16 protein-coding genes are annotated in these 19309 nt (G+C 46.1%); 12 read left to right on the top strand and 4 right to left on the bottom strand.

Annotated features, from left to right (window positions below):
* Positions 1 to 20: 20 nt before the first annotated feature.
* Genes HMPREF2909_RS06195 through glnA form a run of 6 tightly spaced genes read left to right on the top strand, consistent with a single transcriptional unit; the run spans position 21 to position 5251 of the window.
* On the top strand, positions 21 to 1187 hold the full coding sequence (locus HMPREF2909_RS06195; RefSeq protein WP_071415614.1) for a histidinol-phosphate transaminase: 1167 nt from the start codon (positions 21 to 23) through the stop codon (positions 1185 to 1187).
* 35 nt (positions 1188 to 1222) lie between these two features.
* Complete coding sequence (hisB, locus tag HMPREF2909_RS06190) at positions 1223 to 1822, top strand: imidazoleglycerol-phosphate dehydratase HisB (protein WP_071415613.1); 600 nt, start codon at positions 1223 to 1225, stop codon at positions 1820 to 1822.
* Entirely contained in the window at positions 1823 to 2455 is a 633-nt protein-coding gene (locus tag HMPREF2909_RS06185; RefSeq protein WP_021618130.1) for a hypothetical protein, read from the top strand.
* Between the two features lie 8 nt (positions 2456 to 2463).
* The gene (gene hisH, locus HMPREF2909_RS06180) at positions 2464 to 3135 is read left to right on the top strand and encodes an imidazole glycerol phosphate synthase subunit HisH (protein WP_071415612.1); all 672 of its coding nucleotides are present in this window, start codon (positions 2464 to 2466) and stop codon (positions 3133 to 3135) included.
* A 15-nt stretch (positions 3136 to 3150) separates the two neighbouring features.
* Positions 3151 to 3876 (top strand): bifunctional 1-(5-phosphoribosyl)-5-((5-phosphoribosylamino)methylideneamino)imidazole-4-carboxamide isomerase/phosphoribosylanthranilate isomerase PriA, encoded by a 726-nt coding sequence (priA, locus tag HMPREF2909_RS06175; RefSeq protein WP_071415611.1) that lies wholly within the window; start codon positions 3151 to 3153, stop codon positions 3874 to 3876.
* Positions 3877 to 3913: 37 nt separating this feature from the next.
* Positions 3914 to 5251 carry a type I glutamate--ammonia ligase gene (glnA, locus tag HMPREF2909_RS06170; protein WP_071415610.1) on the top strand — a complete coding sequence of 446 codons (1338 nt, stop codon included), beginning with the start codon at positions 3914 to 3916 and terminating at the stop codon, positions 5249 to 5251.
* Positions 5252 to 5355: 104 nt separating this feature from the next.
* On the opposite strand, the gene hrpA is transcribed toward glnA, so the two are convergent.
* Positions 5356 to 9408: an ATP-dependent RNA helicase HrpA gene (gene hrpA, locus HMPREF2909_RS06165; RefSeq protein ID WP_071416004.1), complete on the bottom strand. Its 4053-nt coding sequence runs from the start codon at positions 9406 to 9408 to the stop codon at positions 5356 to 5358.
* A 190-nt stretch (positions 9409 to 9598) separates the two neighbouring features.
* Complete coding sequence (locus tag HMPREF2909_RS06160) at positions 9599 to 10336, bottom strand: class I SAM-dependent methyltransferase (RefSeq protein ID WP_148130811.1); 738 nt, start codon at positions 10334 to 10336, stop codon at positions 9599 to 9601.
* Between the two features lie 748 nt (positions 10337 to 11084).
* On the opposite strand from HMPREF2909_RS06160, the gene HMPREF2909_RS06155 reads away from it, so the two are divergent.
* The 4 genes from HMPREF2909_RS06155 to HMPREF2909_RS06140 all read left to right on the top strand — a co-directional run bounded on the left by HMPREF2909_RS06155 (position 11085) and on the right by HMPREF2909_RS06140 (position 16145).
* Positions 11085 to 12041 (top strand): nucleoside hydrolase, encoded by a 957-nt coding sequence (locus HMPREF2909_RS06155; RefSeq protein WP_071416002.1) that lies wholly within the window; start codon positions 11085 to 11087, stop codon positions 12039 to 12041.
* Positions 12042 to 12059: 18 nt separating this feature from the next.
* Complete coding sequence (locus HMPREF2909_RS06150; RefSeq protein WP_071415609.1) at positions 12060 to 13454, top strand: MFS transporter; 1395 nt, start codon at positions 12060 to 12062, stop codon at positions 13452 to 13454.
* 98 nt (positions 13455 to 13552) lie between these two features.
* Positions 13553 to 15055: a GTPase HflX gene (gene hflX / locus HMPREF2909_RS06145; protein ID WP_071415608.1), complete on the top strand. Its 1503-nt coding sequence runs from the start codon at positions 13553 to 13555 to the stop codon at positions 15053 to 15055.
* 127 nt (positions 15056 to 15182) lie between these two features.
* Positions 15183 to 16145 carry an L-lactate dehydrogenase gene (locus HMPREF2909_RS06140; protein ID WP_022856371.1) on the top strand — a complete coding sequence of 321 codons (963 nt, stop codon included), beginning with the start codon at positions 15183 to 15185 and terminating at the stop codon, positions 16143 to 16145.
* 85 nt (positions 16146 to 16230) lie between these two features.
* Here the strand turns inward: HMPREF2909_RS06140 and lexA are convergent, their stop codons facing one another.
* Complete coding sequence (lexA, locus tag HMPREF2909_RS06135; protein ID WP_071415607.1) at positions 16231 to 17016, bottom strand: transcriptional repressor LexA; 786 nt, start codon at positions 17014 to 17016, stop codon at positions 16231 to 16233.
* Positions 17017 to 17162: 146 nt separating this feature from the next.
* On the opposite strand from lexA, the gene HMPREF2909_RS06130 reads away from it, so the two are divergent.
* Both HMPREF2909_RS06130 and nrdR read left to right on the top strand, forming a co-directional pair.
* Positions 17163 to 17489, top strand: a complete 327-nt coding sequence (locus HMPREF2909_RS06130; RefSeq protein WP_071415606.1) for a LysM peptidoglycan-binding domain-containing protein — start codon at positions 17163 to 17165, stop codon at positions 17487 to 17489.
* Positions 17490 to 17508: 19 nt separating this feature from the next.
* Positions 17509 to 17964 carry a transcriptional regulator NrdR gene (gene nrdR, locus HMPREF2909_RS06125; protein ID WP_071415605.1) on the top strand — a complete coding sequence of 152 codons (456 nt, stop codon included), beginning with the start codon at positions 17509 to 17511 and terminating at the stop codon, positions 17962 to 17964.
* Positions 17965 to 18064: 100 nt separating this feature from the next.
* On the opposite strand, the gene serA is transcribed toward nrdR, so the two are convergent.
* A complete protein-coding gene (gene serA, locus HMPREF2909_RS06120; protein ID WP_071415604.1) occupies positions 18065 to 19303 on the bottom strand; it encodes a phosphoglycerate dehydrogenase in 1239 nt (412 codons plus the stop codon).
* Positions 19304 to 19309: the final 6 nt, after the last annotated feature.

The raw sequence follows: 19309 nt of genomic DNA, 5'->3' as shown, positions 1-19309 counted from the left end.
CACACATCTCAAGGAGAATTATGAGCTCAAGCATTTCACGCACAATTCCACTGCGTAACGATTTAGCAGGGGAGGAGCCTTATGGTGCTCCACAATTAGATGTTCCTGTATGTTTGAATGTGAATGAAAATCCATACGAACCAAGCCCACAAGTTATTGAGTCTATTGTTGAACGCATTCGTCAGATTGCGCCTACACTCAATCGCTATCCAGACCGTGAACACATTGCTTTGCGTGAAGCTCTGTGCACGTATCTGAAGCGTGAAACTGGCGTGAGCTTAGAAACCGAGCAACTATGGGCAGCAAACGGTTCGAATGAAATCATGTTGCAGATTTTCCAAGCTTTCGGCGGTTCTGGACGCACTGCTCTAGGCTTTGCTCCAACCTACTCCATGTATCCTGAATATGCACGCGATACCTTCACCACGTGGACAACGGTAAACCGAGCTGATGATTTTACTGTAGACGTAGAAGCTGGTATTGCTGCCATTAAAGATATTCACCCAGCGATTGTTCTGATTACCAGCCCAAATAATCCAACAGGAACACCTATAGATGTCGATGATATCGCCCGCATTGCTGAAGCGTGCCAAAACGTGGAAGTAGTTGGTGCTGCAGAGGGCGCACATCCTATCGTTATTGTGGACGAAGCATACGCAGAGTTTCGGCGCGAAGGCGTTCCTAGCGCGCATACGCTCATCGAGCGTTACGATAATATCGCTGTCAGCCGCACGCTATCCAAAGCTTTTGCATATGCGGGCGCTCGCGTAGGTTATATTGCAGGCTCTCAAGGCGCTATCGATGCGTTACGTATTGTTCGCATGCCATATCATTTAAGCGCGCTAACTCAAGCAGCTGCTCTAGCCGCGCTCGATCATACTGATGAACAGCTCAGCCAGGTACAGCACTTACGACAGACGCGCGATGAAACTGCCCAATGGCTATCTGAGCAGGTCTATCATGGCAAAAAACTACAGGTAGCCGCCAGCGATTCAAACTTTATTATGTTCGGTCGTTTCGATAACCGTCATCTTGTTTTCGAAAAACTGCTCGAACGCGGAGTACTTATCCGAGAAGTCGGTCCAGACGGATTTATGCGTGTATGCATGGGAACAGACGAAGAAATGGAAACGTTTAGAACAGCTTTTCTGCCGGTTCTTGACGAGTTAAATGCTTCAGGCTTATAAAGAGCATAGCACTCGCACGAGGAAAGAGGACGGATATGGTACGTACCGCAACAATTACACGTACAACAAGCGAATCATCAATTGAGTTGAGCCTTAACTTAGATGGCACAGGAAAAACTCAGATTGATACCTCTGTACCTTTTTATGATCATATGATGACTGCTTTGGGTAAGCATTCGTTGATAGATTTAACGATTAAGGCTACAGGTGATACACATATTGACGCGCATCATACAGTAGAAGATATTGCTATCGTTTTCGGTGAAGCTCTTAAGCAGGCTTTGGGAGATAAGCGCGGGATTACACGCTTTGCTGATTGTCTTGTGCCTTTGGATGAAGCATTGGCACAGTGTGTTGTTGATATTTCTGGACGTCCTTATGCACAGTGCTCAGGTGAACCAGAAGGTTTTGAATACGCTATGATTGGCGGACACTTTACCGGCTCCTTGGTTCGCCACGCACTGGAATCAATTGCCTACCATGCAGGTATCTGCTTGCATATGCGCGTGCTATCCGGTCGCGATCCTCACCATATTGCAGAAGCTGAGTTCAAAGCTCTTGCGCGAGCTTTGCGTGCTGCTGTCAGTATCGATCCGCGCGTCGATGGTATTCCAAGCACTAAGGGAACTCTCTAAATGACTAATAAGAAAAAAGACTCCTCTGATGATTTGAGCGATGCTCAGGTTAATGCTGCTTTTGCAGACATAGAGAAGCAGTTCTCTGATGATTTTGGCGCTCAACTCGATGATAATCTGATTGACCCACATTTTAATGACGAGCTAGAAGGAATTCTCGGTAATAAAGCGAAGGTAGCTCTTTTACTAACGAATGTAGCAAAAGCTGGTATTTTGGCGGCATTTTGTAAGGGCTGTGGAATTGACGCACATTGTGTGGAATACAATCAAGGTAGCTTTGCCATACTGCGCGATCTTGAAGACGATGGTCCAGAGCAGACAGCATCCATTATTTCACGAGCAATGGAAGGTGTTGGCGCTATTCTGTGTGTGAATCGTGCTGATAGGTTGAAGATTACAATCTGGTTCGCCGGTGAGTGCCATCCGGAAGAACAGATTGCACCTCTCTTCCTCGAAGCTTTCGACCCCACTATTGAAGATTTGCTGATTGGAGCTCAAAAAATCGAAGATCTCGATGTAGCAGGGTATGTGCAGGCAGATTCGCGTGACTTCCGTACTAATAAAGAAGCAAAAGAATTCCTTATGCCTTATATGGAATTCTTAGAAGACCACAACGATGAAGACGAAGAGTAGGAGAGCGTGTGCCTTCAGTAGTTGTTTTTGATTATGGTTTTGGAAATGTGCGCTCCATGGTGCGCGCTATCGACAATATTGGCGTAGACGTAGAACTTACAAGCAATCGCCAAGCAGCCTTAGACGCTGATGGTCTTGTTGTTCCTGGTGTAGGCGCATACGCCGCCTGCATGAAGGGATTACGTGCTGCTGGCGGTGACGATATTGTCTATGAACGTATTGCTCACTCTCAGCCAGTATTAGGTGTATGCGTGGGCGAACAGGTTATGTTTAACGAAGGAAACGAACGCTCAGAATATTGCGAGGGTCTAGGTTTAATCGCAGGATCAGTCAACCTCTTGGATGCTCAGGTCGTTCCACATATGGGATGGAATACTGTTCAAGCACCAGATTCCAGCAGCCTCTTCAACAATATTGCCTCTGAGCGTTTCTATTTTGTACACTCCTACGCTGCTCACGCTCATGCTGATGGCTCCCCAATCGGCGTGGCTACACATGAGGATGCCTTTACGCAGCCAGTGCAGGCGTGCATAACTACTGCATCATACGTTAACGATACTTTTATTGCGGCTGTAGAAAAAGGCTCGTTGACGGTCACACAATTCCATCCAGAAAAATCAGGTGAAGCCGGAGCACAACTTCTGAAAAACTGGATATCTACTTTTAACGAAAAACGATAAACGAGGGGGATTTCTATGCTCACTCTTCTTCCTGCTGTGGACGTGCGTAATGGCAAAGCCGTGCGCCTGCGTCAAGGTGAGTCAGGTTCGGAAACTGATTACGGCAGCCCTTTTGATGCTGCTGTGCAATGGGTAGATCAGGGCGCGCAATGGATTCACATGGTGGATTTAGATGCTGCTTTCGGAACAGGCAATAATCGCGCACAAGTCCATGATATTGTGGAACAGCTTGGATCGCGCGTTCATATTGAACTCTCCGGAGGTATTCGCGATGATGCGTCTCTTGAAGCCGCTTTTGAGGCTGGAGCTGCTCGTGTGAATATTGGTACTGCTGCATTGGAAAACCCTGAATGGACAGCGCAGGTTATTTCTCGTTACGGGGAGAAAGTTGCGGTGGGCTTGGATGTGCGTGGCACTACTTTAGCTGGTCGTGGGTGGACAAGCCAGGGTGGTGATTTATTCGAGATGATTAATGTGCTTAATCAGGCTGGCTGCTCACGCTATGTAGTAACTGATGTGAACCGCGATGGCATGATGTCTGGCCCGAATGTTGATTTGCTGGCTCAGGTTGCAGATCATACGGATGCGCGTGTAACGGCTTCCGGAGGTATTTCCACGCTTGACGACTTGAAGACACTGTCTACAATAGGTAAAGGTGTGGATGCTGCAATTTTAGGTAAGTCCTTGTATTCTGGCGCTTTTACCTTGCCAGAGGCTTTGGAATTGACACAGAACTCCTGAACACATAATAGAAACATTTGATTGAGATAATAGCGATATGAATAAGCAACAAGAATTCGCATTACGTGCTGTAGAAGAACGAGATATACGTTTTATTCGTTTGTGGTTTACCGATGTTTTGGGGCAGCTCAAGTCGGTGGCTATTGCTCCAGCAGAGTTAGAAGATGCTTTTGAAGAGGGAATTGGTTTCGACGGTTCTGCTATTGAAGGCTTAACACGCGTATCTGAAGACGATATGATTGTGCGTCCAGACCCAACCACTTTCCAAATTCTTCCATGGCGTGGCGGCCCACAAGGAACAGCACGTATGTTCTGCGATGTGCTCACACCAGAAGGTCAGCCATCTTTGGGTGATCCACGATATGTGCTTAAGCGCACATTGGATCAGGCGAAGGAAATGGGCTTTACCTTCTACGTGCATCCAGAAATCGAATTCTACTTATTTGAACATCAGGATGATTATTCCAAGCCTCCAGTACCTATTGATTCTGGCGGTTATTTCGATCATGTGCCACGCAGCTCGGGAATGGATTTCCGTCGTGCAGCAGTGAATATGCTTGAACAGATGGGTATTTCTGTTGAATATTCCCATCATGAGGCAGGTCCTGGTCAAAACGAGATTGATTTGCGCTATGCCGATGCTTTGGCTATTGCCGACAATATTATGACTTTCCGCACCGTGGTGAAGGAAATTTCCTTGGAGCGCGGTATTCATGCCAGCTTTATGCCGAAGCCATTGGTTGATCAGCCAGGTTCAGGTATGCATACACATTTGAGCTTGTTTGAAGGTGACGCTAACGCTTTCTATGAGGCAGGTCAAGAATTCAATATGAGCACAACAGCACGTCAGTTTGCTGCTGGTTTGATTTATCATGCTGCAGAAATTACTGCTGTTACTAATCAGTATGTTAATTCTTATAAGCGTTTGTGGGGCGGGGCAGAAGCTCCAAGCTTCATTTGCTGGGGACATAACAATCGTTCTGCTCTGTTGCGCATTCCACAGTATAAGCCAGGCAAAGGTAATTCCGCACGAATGGAGTTCCGCGGTTTGGATCCTGTTGCTAACCCATATTTGGCTTATTCTGTGCTTTTAGCTGCTGGTTTAGATGGCATTAAGCAGGGCATGGAGTTGGGAGAGCCAACCAGTGATGATGTTTGGGAGCTGACTGATTTAGAGCGTTTAGCTATGGGTATTCAGCCTCTGCCAGATTCCTTGGATACTGCTTTAAAGGTGATGGGAAAGTCCGACTTTGTAGCATCTGTGCTTGGCGAGCATGTTTTCGAATACTTCTTGCGCAATAAGCGCAAAGAGTGGGAGGAGTACCGTATGCAGGTTACTCCATATGAGTTGCAGAAGTATCTGCCTCGCCTGTAATTATTATTAGGGCTGTAACACGAACAGTGTTACAGCCCTTTGCTTTCGATTTCGAATATAACGCATGCAGTAGAGGTAACTCCTGCTGAAATCCGAAGTAGCTATTAATCCATAGCTTTGCGCAATCTCTTCAAACTGACAGGATACGCTGTTCCATATTCCTGCGCCCATAAGGATACAAGGAATTCTTCATACATCCAACGCACCTGTTCAGCAGTATGTTCAGCAGAATCATGAACAGGCCCTGCCGGGGTTTTATCAGCCCGAGCTCTGGCAGACTGAACAAGCTGATACGCTTCATCTGCCTGCCAAGCCCACTGCACATCGCGGTCTTTATTAACCTTCGCTTTCTCTATACGCAAGCAGTCAGCCTTCAAATAGCGAGCGATACGCGGCAAAGAGTCAGCAGGAGTACGCGCAATAAAACCATCATTAACCAGAGCATGAGCATGAGCGCGCACAGACTGCAGAACAGATAAAAGCGGTAAATCTGCCGTATCAGATACTAACTGCTCAACAGCAGCAAAGGACTGCAAAATCTGCATAACATCGCGTGCAACTGCATAAACAGTATCCTCAAATACGTTGATAATACCGGAAATATCTTCAGCTAAAGCACGGTCTGAATCAATAGACTCAATATGTGGCAGTAAGCGCTTAACCGCAGCCATCTGCATATCATTTATGCAAGCGTCTATAGACGAGTACGGCGCAGACGCCAAAATCAACGCTTCTGTGCCGAGCCAACGTGAGCGAATACGATCTGCAGGAAGTTTTACAGCATCGAGAGCGCTTGACCATAGCATATCTTGACGTAACTGAGTTGTTACGCCTGCGTTATGGAGCAAATCAACACGTTTGACTTCTTGACCGGCTTGGCTTGCCTGCTGAGCTTGACGAGAAATCGTGTGTCGCGCTGATTTTTGCGCTTGAGGGCTAAAACGTTGCTGCAGATCGCTCAAACTTTTTGACGTGGCAAGAACCTGAGCTTTCCTTTTGATTTTTCCGCGTGCAGAACGTACAGGATCTGACTCCACGGCAAAATTCAGGCGCACAAAACCAGGCAAACGTTCAATTTGATCTCGACTAAAATCTTCAGGATGCAGTTGCGCATTAGTCACAGAAATCGCAGCCTGAGTAAAAGCATGCGTAAAGTCAGGGATTTGCTCATCTAAAGCCTGCTCGCTACCTGGAAAAGCAGTAAAACGTTCATCTAATACAGCACGAATTTTCTGTGCGGTTTGGGGAGCAGGAACGAACTGCACGCGCAAAGCTTTAGGAAGCGACTTAATAGTGTGCACAATCAAATCGTCAAGAATTCCGGGAACAGTCCATGTAAAATCACTGTCTTGCACACGCAATAAAGCAGACAGAGGAATATGCACGGTTACGCCATCATCTTCAGCATGCGGATCATATTTATAGCTTAATTTAAAAGCAAAAGCAGTACCATCACTACCGCGCACATGCCAGCGGTCTGGATAATCCGCTAAATCCGTTGATTGAGTGTTTTGTAAACGCTCAACTTTATCAGGATTAAAAGTCAAGAGATGAGGATGCTCATGACGTTCCGTTTTCCACCAATGAGCTAACTGTGCGACGCTCGTAATAGTGGAAGGAAGAACATGATCATAAAAATCGTAGAGATCTTGATCAGAGACTACATCAGCAATTACGCGCGTACGATGCGTTTCTTCTTGAGCCTGCTCCAGCACATCCATATTCGACTGAATAAACTCGTCTCCAGCGAAGCGGCGCGTAATATCGACTTCAATCAGACCCTGACGAATTAATAGGTCGCGAGCTTCAGCAGGGTTAATACGACCCCATTGCACAGTTTTATCGGTAATAATCGGTAAACCATACAAATGAATTGTAGACGATGCTACAGCACTGCCAGCCGAACCAGACCAGTGAGGAGCTCCATACGAGGTGCGTGTTAAATCTTTAGCAAGATCATACGCCCAAGCAGGATCAATCGCAGCACAGGAACGCGCCCATAAACGCGAAGTTTCAACAAGCTCAGCAGCCATAACCCATGCTGGGGTAGATGATGCTACAGAAGAAGCAGGGAAAAGAGCAAAATGCGTTCCACGCGCACCCTGATAATCGTTCTTCGCCATCTTTGCTGCTCGTTTCATAGCACGAGCCCGAGCAGCGCCCTTTAAGCCTGCAAACTGTGAAGCTTTCGGCTCCCTCACCACCTGCATACCCATGCTCGAAAGTAAGCCAGCAAGCATAGCGCGGTGAATAGAATCACCATCCCACGAGTAGGCTAGCGCACCGGAAGCCTGTTGAGCCTGAGGAAGAGCAAGAATCTGCTTACTTGGTTGCCTAAGTGGATGAACTGTACCAACAGTCCACTTCATCTCCTTGCATACGCTACTGAGCTGTTCATACAAGTCATGCCATTGCCTCATGCGCATAAAATGAACAAACTCAGAGCGGCACAGCTTACGCATGGACGAACTCGATAGCTTGTGCTCAGGGTTATAGAAAAATATCCACAAATTCAAAGCAGTGAGGAAGTCGGAAGATGCATCTGTAAAACGCTTATGAATGCGGTCTGCTTCCTCTCTTTGCTCTTCAGGACGTTCACGCGGATCTTGCACGCTCAAAAAGGCCACAATAACCAGAATAGCGGCAAGTGTATCTGGGGTGGAACGGCTCGCCTCAATAATCATGCGTGCTAAACGCACATCTACAGGAATACGTGCCAACTGTTTACCAATACGCGTGAGAACCACAGAAGTGTTCGAACGCTGTGAAGTTTGCGAACGTGAACGCCGAGACGTGACGCGCTTAATGGCGCGCAACTCTAACAGTTCATTAAAACCGTCGCTTACCGCGCGCATATCGGGCGAATCAATAAAACCAAAATGAGTCACATCATCTGCTGTATGAGCTACGCCCACAGCCAGCATCTGCAAAACAACTGATCCCAAAGAGGTACGTACAATCTCAGGATCGGTAAAAGCAGGACGCGACTCGAAATCTTCAGACGAATACAAACGAATTGTTAGACCATCAGCAATACGACCGCAACGTCCAGAACGCTGATTAGCGCTCGCCTGAGAAATCGGTTCAATAGGCAAACGCTGCACTTTCGCAGTCTTCGAATAACGAGAAATACGAGCAAAACCAGGATCAACCACATAGCGAATTCCTGGAACAGTTAAGGAGGTTTCCGCCACGTTCGTCGCCAAAATAATACGTTGATGCGTATGCGCTTCAAAAATCTTATGCTGTTCTTTCGCGCTCAATCTAGCGAAAAGAGGCACAATCTCAATGAAATCTGAACGTTTAGCATCACTAGCTCGTGCGCCAAAAGCGCGACGAATAGCCTGCTCATACTCACGTATATCGCGCTCGCCAGCCGCGAATACCAAAATATCGCGTGGACCATTAGTATGAGTGGAATGAACAACCAGCTGAGCGCAGGCGCGTGCTACAGCAGTTGAAACCATCATATCGTCATCGGAAGAGTCAGCATCAGTGGTATTGTTCAAACCATTGAAAGCACTGAGGTTACGCACAACAGAGGGGGCAGAGCCCACAGGTTCATACACAATCTGAACAGGGTAAGTACGTCCGCTTACCTCAATAATCGGAACGTTTTTGCCTAAAACCGCAGCAAAATGTTCCTGAAATTTCTGCGAATCGATGGTTGCTGAGGTAATAATAAGCTTCAAATCAGGGCGTTTTGGAAGCAAAGCGGTAATATAACCAAGCAAAAAATCAATATTTAAGCTACGCTCATGTGCCTCATCAATCATAATGGTGTCGTAGGCACTTAAAAGCGGATCATGCTGAATATGAGCGAGCAAAATACCGTCAGTGGCAATAACCAAGCGGGTTTGAGCTGAACTTTCATCGGTAAAACGCACGCGGTAGCCCACCTGATCGCCCAGCTTAGTGTGCAGTTCCTCGCTAATGCGTTCGGCTACAGAACGCGCAGCAATACGGCGAGGTTGGGTAACGATAACTTTTTTACCATGCGAACCGCGACCCATATCCAACAGCATTTTCGGAATTTGTGTTGTTTTACCCGAACCAGTTTGTCCTGAAACAATAACAACCTGTGAGTTGCGCACTGCCTGCGTAATCTCGGACAAGCTGTGAGATACTGGCAGAGCATCGGGATAGCTAAAGTGCAGTGAATCCTTGGCTACTGATGGTGTGCTTATATTATCGTTCATAGTGGTATTCATAGTGTGTGCTTAGTGCGAGCGGTTATCTTGTTACTTAACTTGCCGCTTAGCGCGGGCGTTTGGTGCGGTGGAGTATCGCGAGCGTTTTGTATGAGCACTTATCCTGCCGTTTAGTGTGGGCATTTAGTGCGGGTATTTAGTGTAGGTGCTCCACCTCAATAATGCGGTAGCCCTTGGCAGAAGCGAATTTCGAAACTGCAAATGCAGGGCGTTCTTCTGTTGCAGTTGATGTTCCTGTCGACGTTCCTGTCGATTCGGTTGCGTTGAGATTCTCGTCGAGCCACGACATCAGCGAATCAGCGCCCAAATGTTTTTGCACCACCATAAAAGCATGACCGCCCACAGTCAGGCGTGGCAGATAAGTGAGTAGGAGAGTGTGTAAATCATTCTTTCCAATGCGAATTGGCGGGTTAGACCACATAAGATCGAAAGTAACGTTGCTCCACTCTTGGGCATAAGATGCAGCGAAACTTTCTGCTGTACCTGCTCGCACGTTGGTATACCCGGCGCGTTTTGCGTTGAGATCCGTAAGCTCTACGGCACGCTCATTGACGTCAAGAGCCCATACCACAGCGTTTTGTGGAGCTTCGGCTGCGGCTGCGATGCTGATGGGACCCCAACCGCATCCGATATCAAGGATGTGTGGCGTGTGCTGTGCACCTGTATCGCCTAGATAATCCGGTGAAGGAATGCGGTCAAGCAGCACCTTCGTTCCCAAATCAAGACGACGTGTGGAGAAAACACTGCGAGATACGGTTACCTCGTAGTCAGTTCCGCGTAGAGAAACAGTTATGTTTTTGCGCTCATCTTCGGTTGATGGTTGTGCGCTAAAGTACTGTTCGTTTGGCTTGTTCAGACTGTTTTTCGTGCTCACTGAATGTCCTGTCTATTCTGCTGCTTGCTGCTGTTTTCTACTGCTATGCGCTGCTTTTTGCTTTTTACGCATTTTACGGACTGCTTTCCGCGCTAATCTCTGTGTTGCGTTTGTGTTGCGTTTGTGGCGCCCCTTTAGCGCACGGATGCATATGATAACCGCAGTACTTCTCTGTGAAAATTGTACAAAATCCGGGCGAAATATCGTTATGCGAAGAGCTGTGAGAGAACATAATAGGGTTTAGGCGATGATAAGCGGAGCACGTATTTCGCGTTTGGATTGAGTTGTTGTGCTCAGGGGCAACTTAAGCGATTAATGCACCTGCTATGCCACGTATGAAGCCATTTTTGTGCATCAAAACTGGCATATCGGATGTATTAATCGCTTAAGTAGAATGTGGCTCCTGCATTTGGCTCTGTATTGACCACCTGCATTCGTCACCTGTATCCCGACACGTGTCCCCACCTATCAAAAAACGTGCTATGCTATACACTTATCCGATTGATTAAACGCTTAACCAAAGATGGGGAGCGTTGCGAGTAGGTTTATCGATGGAGGGCCTGCACAGCGACACATACGAGATGCGCGTGAAGCTCGTTCGGCATGGATGCGGTGATGAACGGTGATGAACAATTATCGTGACGCATAAAGAACGACATGAAGGGAATATCAAGTCCCGCCATGAAATCTCGCAGTGCCAGCAAACTCGCCGTTGATCGGATACTCGGCAGAACCGAAAGGCGATATTATGTCTCAGAAGATGATTTTGGATCTCGATACCGGTGTGGACGATGCTATGGCGATTGCCTACGCATTGGCAAGTCCAGAAGTGGAACTTATCGGTATTACCGGAACCTATGGCAATGTACTTATGGATCGAGGAACCCGTAATGCTTTAGCTATCACCGATATTTTAGGGCATCCAGAAGTTCCTGTATTCCGCGGTATTGATCACTCGCGCTCCACAGAATCTTTCGAAGTCCTCGACATCTCGGCATTTATTCACGGAAAGAATGGCATTGGAGATGTTGACATTCCAGATTCTCCACGTCACATTGAGCAGCAAGATGCTGTGGATTTCATTATTGAATCTGTGCACAAGTATGGCAAAGATTTAGTCTACGTACCAACAGGGCCTGATACGAATATTGCTGCGGCAATAGAAAAAGACCCGAGTATTATCGATGAAATTGGCAATATCGTGATTATGGGTGGAGCTCTTACTGTTCCAGGCAATGTGAATGCATGGACTGAGGCAAATATTTCGCAAGATCCTGAAGCTGCCAATATTTTATTCCGCTCTGGTGCTCCAGTAACGATGATTGGCTTGGATGTGACACTTCAGACCTTGCTGCGTTATGAAGATACGCAAAAGTGGCGCGATATCGGCACAGATTCCGGTAAATTTTACGCGGATATGGTTGATTATTACATTAAAGCTTATGAAACTACATCTCCACATTTGGGTGGCTGTGGTTTGCATGATCCTTTGGCTGTGGCTGTTGCTATTGATCCGAGCTTGGTTACTTTGATCGACATCAATATGAAGGTAGATGTTGAGGGTGCTACACGCGGTCGCACTATTGGTGATGAAACGCGTTTGAACGATCCAGTTAAAACCATGAAGGTTGCTGTGGGGGTGGATGTTGAGCGTTTCGTTCATGAACTGATGACGCGAATTGGCACTCTGGTTGCAGAACATTAAGGAGTAGGAGAGAAGATTATGGCACTTTCGAATGCATTTGTGGAGAAGAAATCTCCCGCTATGACGAGCGAGCAGGCTGTTACTGCTTTGATTCCTCTGTTGATTACTTTTATTTTGGGAACTTTGTGCTTGCAAGGATTTAACCTCGTTTTCGAACAGGTTGGACAGGCTGTGGGTGCTGGAAGTCAAGCATCTATGATTACAGCAATTCCAGGTATTGTTCTGGGGATTGTGTGCTTCGTCTATGGTTCTTTGGGTGACTTTGTTTCTTTGAGAAAGCTCGTAACCATTGGTATTGTTACGCTTTTTATTGGTTCGGTTTTCGGCTTTGTTGCTGGATACTTCTTCCATCCTAATGTGTGGATTGTTATTTTTGCTCGCGTCTTGCAAACCGCAGGTGAACAGGTTGCGGGTTCTGCATTCCTTGTTGTAGCAACCAAATATCTCAAGCCATCGTTAAAGGTTGTTTTCTTTGGTCTGTTTACTGCTGGTTATCAGTTCTCTGCAGCTATCGGCGTTTTTGCGGCCGGTTTCTTTAGCTCCATTCACTGGTCCTATCTCTTCCTGATTCCAACTGTTACCATCTTGCTCCTGCCAATTTTGCTGAAGAATCTTCCTGACGCATCCGGCACGGGAGAGAAAGTTGATGCGTGGGGCTTTGTTATTTTCGGATTAGGTGCAGCCTTCTTAGCTCTCTTCTTCTCTGATATGAAGTGGTGGTATATGGTCGCTGCTATTGCTGCTTTCCTTATTTTTGCTGTGTATATTAATAAGGCTAGCCATCCTTTTGCTACACCAGAGTTCTTTAAGAATACAAATTGGTTGATTGCTACAGGCTATATTTTGCTGTTCTACTTCCCAAATTACTTCTACTCACCAATGTTCAACAATGTGGCAGCAGGAGTATATAAGATGGATACCAGCACAGCCTCTCATTACATTGTGTGGGCATTTATTGTTGCTGCAATTGTGGGCACAAGTTCCGGCTGGATTGTTGGAAAAATTGGACGTCACGCCACGATGATTACTGCATGCATTTTGATGGCTTCAGGCTTTATTATCGGCGCTTTTGTTTTGGCGATGGGACCTTTGGCTCTGACTGCTTCTGCCTGCTTGTACTACGGAGGCGCAGGTATGCTGTATTCTCCAGTCGTTTCCCTCGTTTTGGGAACTCTTACGCAAGATGAGTCCGGTCGTGGTGTGGGTATGAACGATCTGTTTATGAACACCACAGCGTCGATTGGTATTGCGATTTTGGGTACTCTTATGGGGTCGAATGCCTTGTCTCATGTAGGTTTGATCGCTAACGGCTCTGTAGCAGCAAATATGTCAACGTTGTTCTTATGTGCTGGCGCAGTAGTCGTTATTGGCTTCATTGTTTACATGTGTACGCATAAGAAAATTACTGCATAGTTTCTTGCATTATTCCCTCAGCTAAGCCACTCGTATTCTTGTGATACGGGTGGCTTTATTATAGAGGGAGTAGGTGTGCGTTGTAACGGAAAGGATTTATGGAAGACAAGGTCTTAGAACCCACTTCTTTCTTAGGGGAACACTCTGAAGTTCTGCTCGACCAACATCGTGTCGATGAAGCTGCGCGTGAAGTTCAAGGACTGTCAGGCGAACAAATTTGGGAAGAGCGCGAAGGGCGTAACAAACTTCGTCACGTAACAGGTCTCGGTGAGCTAGAAGATATTACTGAGGTTGAATATCGTAAGGTTCGCTTGGAACGTGTTGTGCTCGTGGGAGTGTGGTCGAACCGAGAAACTACCTTGGCACAAGCTGAGGAATCACTACGCGAGTTGGCTGCTCTAGCGCGAACAGCAGGTGCAGACGTCGTTGATGGCGTACTGCAACATCGTTCACGTCCAGATAAAGCTACATACATCGGTTCAGGTAAAGCAAACGAAGTAGCTGGAATTGTTGCTGCTACACAGTCAGATACGATAATTGTGGATGCTGATCTTCCTCCAAGCCAGCGTCGCGCTTTAGAAGATGTAACGAAAGTGCACGTAGTTGATCGTACCGCTGTTATCCTCGATATTTTCGCTCAACACGCAACCAGTCGTGAGGGAAAAGCTCAGGTTGAACTCGCTCAAATGGAATACATGCTTCCACGTTTGCGCGGTTGGGGTGGCTCGCTGTCTCGTCAGGCTGGTGGTCAGGCTGCTGGACAAGCTGGCGGTATCGGTTCGCGCGGTCCTGGTGAAACAAAAATCGAAATGGATCGTCGAGTTATTCGCACGCGAATGGCGAAGCTACGTAAACAAATCGAACAGATGGCTCCTGCTCGTGAAGTCAAACGTGGCTCTCGTCGTCGTTTTGGTTTGCCTTCAGTAGCAGTTGTGGGGTATACGAATGCAGGTAAATCGTCACTGATTAACCGTTTAACTGGTTCAAGCGAGCTCGTAGAAAACGCTCTGTTTGCCACTTTGGATACTGCTGTGCGCGGTGCACAAACAGCTCAAGGGCGAAACTTTACGTATGTGGATACTGTTGGCTTCGTGCGCAAATTACCTACTCAGCTTGTTGAGGCTTTTAAATCAACGCTTGAAGAGGTTGCTCAGTCGGATGTTATTGTGCATGTTGTTGATGCTTCTCATCCTGATCCGTTCTCGCAAATCGATGCCGTCAATGATGTTTTAGAAGATATTGATTCTATAGCAGGCATGCCTACGGTTATTGTTTTTAATAAGATTGATTTAATTGATGACGCTGCTTTAGAACGTTTACGTCAGTTAGCTCCTGAAGCTTTCTTTGTATCTGCTGCAAGCAGTGACGGCATAGAAGAACTCAATAATTATGTGGAGTCTTTGCTTCCTACCCCAAGTGTTCGTGTAGAAGCAGTCATACCGTATAATCAGGGACAATTAATCTTTCAAGCTCGAGAAAATGGCATAGTTCACGAGATTGAGTATCGCAATGAGGGAACATATATCGTGTGCGAAGTAGATAACGTTTTAGCTGCTGCTTTACTTGCCGCACATGCGCAACACGGTATTTCTGAGCTTTAGTGATATCAGTCACAAGAGCAAAGAAAAAACTGTTTTTCGTAGAGAGCTATCGCTAATCTAAGTAATGAAGCTTTCGTATGGAATACACATAATCCATCATGAAAAAATAATGAAAGAAGGGTTAGTAATGGCAGTTTCGCCAGTTAAGCCAACTAAACTTGCTATCGTCGGTGCAGGTGCTGTTGGTTCCACAATTGCATTCGCAGCAGCTCAGCGTGGTATTGCACGTGAAATCGTGCTTGAAGACCTTAACCTCAAAAAGGTGGAAGCTGAAGTTCTCGATATGCAGCACGGTTCTAGCTTCTATCCAACCGTTTCTATTAGCGGTTCTGATGATCCAGAGATCTGCCGCGATGCGGATGTAGTTGTTATTACTGCTGGTGCTCGTCAGCAGCCAGGACAGACTCGTCTTGAACTTGCAGGCGCTACCATCAACATTATGAAGTCCATCATTCCTAACTTGGTTAAGGTGGCTCCTAATGCAATCTACATTCTCGTCACCAACCCAGTAGATGTTGTAACTCAGGTTGCTTTGAAGCTTTCTGGTCTTCCAGCAAACCAGATGTTCGGTTCTGGTACTAACTTGGATTCTGCTCGTTTGCGTTTCTTGATTGCAGAGCAGACTGGTGTAAACGTAAAGAACGTTCACGCCTATATTGCTGGTGAACACGGTGATTCCGAAGTAGCATTGTGGTCGTCCGCAACTATCGGTGGCGTACCGATGCTCGAGTGGAAAGAACTTGAAGGCCATGCTCCTTTGACTGCAGAAGTTCGTGAACAAATTCACCAGGACGTGAAGAACGCAGCATATAAGATTATCGATGGTAAGGGTGCAACTAACTACGCTATCGGTATGTCTGCTGTAGACATCGTAGAATCTATTTTGAAGGATTCTAACCGTATTCTTCCAGTATCTTCTTTGTTGGATAACTTCCACGGTATTTCTGACGTGTGCATGTCTGTGCCAAGCGTTTTGAACCGTGAAGGTGTGAATACTCGTTTGAACACCCCATTGAATGATGTTGAGCTTGCTGCTTTGACTCGCTCTGCTGAGACATTGCGTGCAACAGCTGCTGAGTTCGGTTTCTAATAACTGATACTTTCAGATATGCAAAATGCTCTCCTTCGGGAGAGCATTTTGCATTCTTCGTACTGTACGTTAACGACGAAGAAGACTAGATTTTTCTCAAAACCGTTACGACTTTACCCATAATGGTGGCATGGGTGCCATCAATAGGAGAGAAGGCGGGATTATGAGGCATAAGCCATACGTGACCGTTATCTTTACGGAAAGTTTTAACCGTGGCTTCGTCGTCGAGCAAAGCAGCCACAATATCTCCGTTATTCGCTGTGGATTGTTCGCGCACAACAACAAAGTCACCATCGCAAATAGCAGCGTCTATCATTGAGTCACCGTGAACTTCCAGCATAAAAAGATTTCCTTCGCCGGTAAGACGTTGCGGTAAGCGCATAACATCGTCTACATGTTGTTCGGCGGTAATAGGTGAGCCTGCTGCAATACGACCGACTAAAGGAATATCGTGTGATTGAGCAATAGAATCGCTGATATCTTCACTAGATGCAATGCGCTGTGGGAATGGATAAACAGTAGCTTTTGCAGTCGGTACATTATTCTTCTGATCTTCCTGCTCAGTGGTAGTAGCGTCTGGGGACGTAGAAGAAGACTCAGGTTCAATAAGCTCTATTGCACGCCCTTTACCGGCGTTAATGCGCAGAAGTCCTAATTCTTCTAAACTGTGCAGTTGATGCTTAACCGATGAAGGACTCTTAAGACCAACCAATTCACCAATCTCTCGCAATGTTGGCGCAAAACCGTGCTCTGCAACATGAACGCGAATAGCCTCATAGACTTGAAATTGACGTGCAGATTTCACGCCTAAGTCGGCTGCGCGTTGCGCATCTGAATCACTAGAAAAAGCATGCAGGGCAGTGGTAGTCATAAGTGTCCTTCCGTATGTAATGTCCACTCTATCGTGAAAATTCCGTAAAATCAAACGGATGTTCGAAAATCATCTTGAATTTGTCGAACATATGTGCGACTATTAGAACATGCGTTCGATAGAACAAATGTTCGAAAGGGATTGAGATGAATACAACATCAGTACGTAGTCAGGGTATAGGGCTAGGTAGCGTACGTTTGAATCGTCGTGGAAAAATTGTTGTGTGGGCTTTAGGTATTGCTCTTGCTGTTGGTTTTGCGGGCATAACCATACCTTTTGCAACAGCTCAAGATGAAGTAGTGCACACAGTCAGTTACACTGTGCAACCACACGATACCTTGTGGAACTTCGCAGCAGATATCACTCCACGGGGAGGAGATGTGTATGAGGCAATGGAATATATTAAAAAATTAAACCATTTAGATACGGATCAATTGACTGCTGGGCAAACACTTATTGTACCTGAGGCTTAGTCTCTGTTATTGTTAAGGCATGCATTGTCCTTTTTGTCAAAGTCAAGAGACCAAAGTTATAGACACGCGTGTAAGCGAGGATTGTTATTCTATTCGTCGCAGACGTGAATGTATTGTATGTTCTAAACGCTTTACCACCCAAGAATCAATGGTGCTTATGGTGGTTAAGCGCGATGGGAATGCTGAACCATTTAATCGAGAGAAAGTAGTATCGGGTGTACGCAAAGCCTGCAAGGGAAGACCTATTGATGAAGAGGAACTCAAGCTCCTAGGAATTCGCGTTGAACGAGACCTGCGTTCGCGCGGAGTTTCGGAAGTAAAAGCTGAAGAAGTTGGTCTGGCTATTTTGGAACCTCTGCGTCAGCTTGATGAGGTTGCTTATATGCGATTTGCATCTGTGTATCAGCATTTTAACTCGTTAGATGATTATTCGCAGGCTATAGATTCCTTAAAGAAAGCACGTTCGCAGGAATAGTAGCATTTAACTTAAATTGAGGTGTTTTGCTATCTACGTAGATAGCAAAACACCTCAATTGCATGTAGGCCGCAAAGATGCGAGAAATGTGCTACAGATTTTACATAATATGTACACGCACAGTGCCGTTAATTGCTTCTACTGCAGCAATATCCTCGTCATGCAGCGTGCCAGTAATATCTGTTACTACGTAACCAAGATCGCCCTCAGTTGCCAAAGATTGAGCAACAACATTGAGGTTCTTAGCAGACAAAGCATTGTTAAGCTGTGCGAGCATACCTGGCAAATTGGTGTGCAGATGAGCAATACGTGTAATCTTCTCACTTGTGCTTGTGGCTTCACCATCACGTGTTTTGCGTGAATTACGTGCCTCCACATTAAGTTGTGGCATATTTACCGACAGAGAGGTATTGCCTTCGGTATAGTAGTCATAGAGTTTGTGTGAAACGAATTCGCCAATGGCTTCTTGAGCTTCCAATGTAGAGCCACCCACATGAGGAGTGAGAATAACATTGGCAATCTCTGTTAATGGAGTAGAGAATTCATCGCCAACCGTTTTTGGCTCGGTAGGGAATACATCAACAGCTGCTCCACTCAAGTGTCCCGACTTAAGATGGTTATACAATGCATTGACATCAATAATAAAGCCGCGAGAGAGGTTCATAAACACGGCATCTTGCTTCATTAAGCTAAAATAGTGCTCGTTAAAGAAGTTTGTATTAGCCTTACGTCCATCAACATGAATTGTTACAGCATCAGAGATGCGTAACAATTCTTCCATGGAATTCATGCGTGTGGCATTGCCCAAAGCTAGTTTTTCTTCTACATCGTAGAAGACCACATTCATACCTAAAGCCTCAGCCAGAATGGATACTTGAGATCCAATATTACCGTAACCCACAATGCCCAAAGTCTTGCCACGAACTTCATGCGATTTCTTTGCAGTTTTATCCCAGGTATGCTCGCGAATAGATAAAGTATGCTCAGGAACTCGACGCATCAGCGCAATAATGTCGGAAATAATAAGTTCCACCACAGAACGTGTATTCGAGTAAGGTGCGTTGAATACGGCAATACCATGCTGTGCAGCATAGCTTAAATCAACCTGGTTTGTGCCGATGGAGAAGCAACCTACTGCGCGAAGATGAGGATGTGCTTCTAATACTCGAGCTGTAACAGACGTTTTAGAACGAATACCAAGTAAATCTACACCATCAAGAGCTGCAATAAGTTCATCTTCGTCTAAAGCTCCTTGAGCTGTCTGTACGTCAATTCCTTTGCTGCGCAGAAAATCAGCAGCGCATGGATGAATATTTTCTAACAATAATGCTTTGGTCATGTCTAC

The organism is Alloscardovia sp. HMSC034E08 (assembly GCF_001813415.1).
Taxonomy (GTDB): domain Bacteria; phylum Actinomycetota; class Actinomycetes; order Actinomycetales; family Bifidobacteriaceae; genus Alloscardovia; species Alloscardovia omnicolens.
Note: the sequence above shows the minus strand (reverse complement) of the source record. Positions and strands in the feature narration are given on the sequence as shown.